At 38.1% G+C, this 3,785-nt stretch carries 6 protein-coding genes; 3 read left to right on the top strand and 3 right to left on the bottom strand.

Annotated elements, in window-relative coordinates:
- From PHY73_08710 to PHY73_08700, 3 genes are all read right to left on the bottom strand, one after another.
- Nucleotides 1–418, bottom strand: a 418-nt coding sequence (locus PHY73_08710) for a D-alanyl-D-alanine carboxypeptidase (protein MDD3375782.1), incomplete at its 3' end; no start/stop codon positions are given.
- 80 nt (nucleotides 419–498) lie between these two features.
- Entirely contained in the window at nucleotides 499–921 is a 423-nt protein-coding gene (gene ytfJ / locus PHY73_08705) for a GerW family sporulation protein (GenBank protein ID MDD3375781.1), read from the bottom strand.
- Nucleotides 902–1,534, bottom strand: coding sequence for a DUF2953 domain-containing protein (locus PHY73_08700; GenBank protein MDD3375780.1), 633 nt, complete (start codon nucleotides 1,532–1,534; stop codon nucleotides 902–904). The genes ytfJ and PHY73_08700 overlap by 20 nt, the downstream gene beginning before the upstream one ends.
- A gap of 41 nt (nucleotides 1,535–1,575) precedes the next feature.
- Here PHY73_08700 and uppS point away from each other — a divergent pair, with 41 nt between their 5' ends.
- The 3 genes from uppS to PHY73_08685 all read left to right on the top strand — a co-directional run.
- Nucleotides 1,576–2,268, top strand: a complete 693-nt coding sequence (gene uppS, locus PHY73_08695) for a polyprenyl diphosphate synthase (GenBank protein ID MDD3375779.1) — start codon at nucleotides 1,576–1,578, stop codon at nucleotides 2,266–2,268.
- Entirely contained in the window at nucleotides 2,258–3,277 is a 1,020-nt protein-coding gene (locus tag PHY73_08690) for a phosphatidate cytidylyltransferase (GenBank protein MDD3375778.1), read from the top strand. The genes uppS and PHY73_08690 overlap by 11 nt, the downstream gene beginning before the upstream one ends.
- Nucleotides 3,274–3,785, top strand: a 512-nt coding sequence (locus PHY73_08685) for a 1-deoxy-D-xylulose-5-phosphate reductoisomerase (protein ID MDD3375777.1), incomplete at its 3' end; no start/stop codon positions are given. The genes PHY73_08690 and PHY73_08685, both read left to right, overlap by 4 nt.

The following is a 3,785-nucleotide window of genomic DNA, read 5'->3' as shown; positions in this document are numbered from 1 at the left end:
TTCCGGACATAAGCAGAAGCCCGTAAAGAAGGTCGGATACGCTTATTTCTTCTCCCTCTTTGAGGTACATGGAAGAACCCTCCGCAAAATATTTTCTGATGATCTTCACGGTGTTCTTCAGGTCGGTATGCTCCAGCGCAACGACTGCTGTCATGATTTTTGTGGTACTTGCGATCCGCATCTGCCGATCCGCATTTTTCTCAAAAAGGATCCTCCCTGTTGTCGTATCCAGCACAACGGCTGCCTGAGCGGAAACACCGGGAAAAGCAGGATCTGAATTGGTCGCTGCGGCTGATTGGAAGTTGGTGAGGTGTAATAGCAAAATAGCAATGCAAATAAAAGATAAAATTTTTGGTAAAAACAATATTCTATTTTTTGTATGACTTCGGTATATTGAACTTGTAATGATTTTTATCATTTTCCCATCCTATTTAAAAAAATTTCGCCCTGCGTATTTTCCCGCAAGGCGATTTTTTTTATTCATGGGAGGACAGGGGACTAAAATACTGAGTCCTCAGATTTCGAATAATCCTCACGTGATTTGTGCTTCTCTTTGCTGAATGCCTCGGTTATTTTGTCGACCACGCCGGGCACCATCTCAACAACACGATCGATCGTATTACCGGCGGGGGGCGATACCGGCAGAAGCTTGACGTTGCCATTCGATACAACAAGAAACGCGACCGGGATGATGTTGATGCCTGCGCCGCTGCCTCCGCCAAAATTCTGGTCGCCTGAGGAAGCGTTCTTTCCGCCGAAATCGGAGCCGCCGGAAGCAAATCCGAAGCAGAGTTTGGAGACCGGGATAATCGTTGTTCCATCCGGGGCAGTAATCGCTTGTCCGATGATGGTATTCACATCGATCATTTCCTTGATCTTCTGCAAGGTAACGGACATCATGTCAACGATTGGTTTTTCCATTTTTAGTACCACCTTTTTCCTTTACTTTATGTGAGATAAATTTTTTAGCAAATCGAAATGCCCCCAGAAAAAGCCCGCCGACAGAGACTGAAGCTTTCGTAAAACAATAAATTGTCGGTCTGTCAGCAAGATAATCTACCTCAATGGCAATCTCTTTTTTCCGTACCTGAATGTTATTTTCCAAAACAGCCAGAATTATACCCTCCGCTGCCCAAGCTTTTCCGTACAGAACGGCTGCTTTTGCAGGTTCATCCTTTGCTGCGGCGGTAAATCGGACTTTTAGCCGATCGATGCGGATGATTTTGCGAAGCGTTTTCAGCAGATCGATCGCAAGATCATAATATCTTTTGAACTGCTCAAAAGGCCCGCCCTTTTCTTCGGTTTCCTCTTTGATCTTTTTTTTAACTTCTTTGACTGTCTTTTTCGCTTGCGTACGCACCTTTTTATTTGGTGGATAGAGCGGAATACGGACAAAAGCGATTTTCGCCCATGCTTCAAGTCCGATTTCAGAATACCGTGCTGTTATAGATATGCGAACAAAACAAAGAGCAATAAGAATTGACAGGATAATTCCAATTATGACGAACCCGGTCAAAGCATCACCACTTTCCATTGTTATCGCAGTAGGTAGAACTCAATAAGCCAATAAACCACATTGCTTTCATTATGGACGGTAATGGTCGTTGGGCTAACGCTAGAGGTCTTCCTCGTTATCTTGGACATAAAGAAGCTTGTCAGCGAATTATTGAAGTTTTTGAGTATTGCAAAGAATACGGAATTAAAGTAATTTCCTATTATTGTTTTTCCACCGAAAACTGGTCTCGGCCAAAAGCGGAAATTAATCATTTATTTAAATATTTGGAAGTGTTCTTCAAAAAACAAATTGATTATTTAATCTCTGATGGTGTCAAAGTTATCATTTCTGGTGATATTTCTCGATTGCCGATAAAAACTCAAGATATTTGCTTAAAAGCAATCAAATTAACAAAAAACAATAACAAACATGTCATGAATCTATGTTTAAATTATGGCGGTCAAGACGAAATTGTACGCGCTAGTAAGCTGATTGTAAAAGAAGCAATGAGTGGAAAATTGGATATCGATTCGCTTTCAAATAAAGATTTTGAAAAGTATTTGTATACAGAAGGTCTTCCAAATGTTGACTTACTTGTCCGCACCAGCGGAGAACAACGAATCTCAAATTTCTTGCTTTGGCAACTTGCTTATGCCGAATTTGTTTTCACTCCAACATATTGGCCTGATTTTAAGAAAGATCAATTTCTGGATTGCCTTGAGGAATTTAACAACCGTAACCGTCGTTATGGAGGTTTGAAAAATGAAAAATAAAATAATCGAAACAAATGAAATAACAAATGAAACAAAATCTTCGATGAGAACTCGTATCATTACTGGTGTGGTTTTAGCCGCTATCGCAATTCCATGTTTGTTCTTGGGTGGTTGGTTTTATTTTGCTTTGTCTGTTATCATTGCTGTTTTTTCTGCTTATGAACTTGTTCACGTTATTGGCTTAAAGAGCCGTTTTAAATACTTAATTTATACCGCATCAATCATTTTAATGATCTGCTTTGTTTATTGGATTTTTATTAAAAACAATATTGCTGCCTACATTAAAGAACCATCTAGTTTTGATGCTAGTAAAATCTTAGTTAACGAATTTACTGATTTGATAGTGTCCACAGTTTTGATTATGGTTGCTGCCGGCGTCTTCTTTGGCATTTCATTTATTTGTGAAGAATTCACTGTTAATCATGTTTTCTACCTCTTGTCTATGACAATTGTTGTTGGTTTATGCCTTCAATCATTACTATATTTAAGGTTTTCTCCGTTTGAAAGATTCAAAGATATTACTGATACTGGCGCCGATCTTTTTAAGTATCTGCAATCATCCTTCCTAATTATTTATGTAATTTTAGGAACAATTTCTACCGACATCGGAGCTTACTTTATTGGCGTTTTGTTTGGAAAACATAAACTAAATCCACGTATTTCTCCTAAAAAAACATGGGAAGGTTTCTTTGGTGGTTGGTTTATTTCTTTCATTCTTTCAGCCACTTTCGCGTTGGTACTTGGCCTTATAAATTATCCAGCCTTACCTTCTTTAAACTTAAATTATTTTTACTGGTTCTTATTGCTTAGTTTCTTAATGCCAATTTTTGCTAACCTAGGTGATTTCGCTTTCAGCGCGATTAAACGTGGTTTCGGGATTAAAGATTTTTCAAATTTACTTCCAGGGCATGGAGGCATATTGGATCGTTTTGACTCTATGCTTTTCGTATCAGGTTTTGTGGCAGCTATGCTCATCTTTATAAATAATGGTTGGAAAATATTCGCATGAGAGATGTCTTGATTCTTGGGGCAAGCGGTTCAATCGGGGAACAGAGCCTTGATATCATTAAAGAAAATAAAAACAGTTTTAATCTAACCGGTATTTCGGTTGGCAAAAACTCTGATTGTCTGATTTCTACACTTCGAGAATTCCCATCAATCAAATACGCTTATTTAATTGATGATGAAGTGAGACAATTACTTTGTAACGCTTTTCCAAATGTTATTTTTTTCGCTGGTAAAAATGGTTTAAAAAAATTGATCAATAAGTGCAGTTTTGATTTATGTGTTGATGCTCTGGTTGGTTTTGTTGGAATGGCACCAGCTATTCAAGTTCTAAAAAAGAATAAAATCCTTTGCCTTGCTAATAAGGAAGCTCTTGTCAGCGGTGGAACTATCATCAACAAGCTTCTATCAAAAGGAAAAGGTAAACTATATCCAATCGATTCTGAACATGTTGCTTTAGCTAAATGTCTTTCTAAAGTTAATTTAAATGATGTTAAGTGTCTTCACATCAC

It is taken from the genome of Candidatus Omnitrophota bacterium, from assembly GCA_028693815.1.
In the GTDB taxonomy this organism is placed as follows: Bacteria; Omnitrophota; Gorgyraeia; order Zapsychrales; family Aceulaceae; genus Aceula.
The sequence above is the reverse complement of the archived record's forward strand: the minus strand, read 5'-3'. Positions and strand labels throughout refer to the sequence as shown.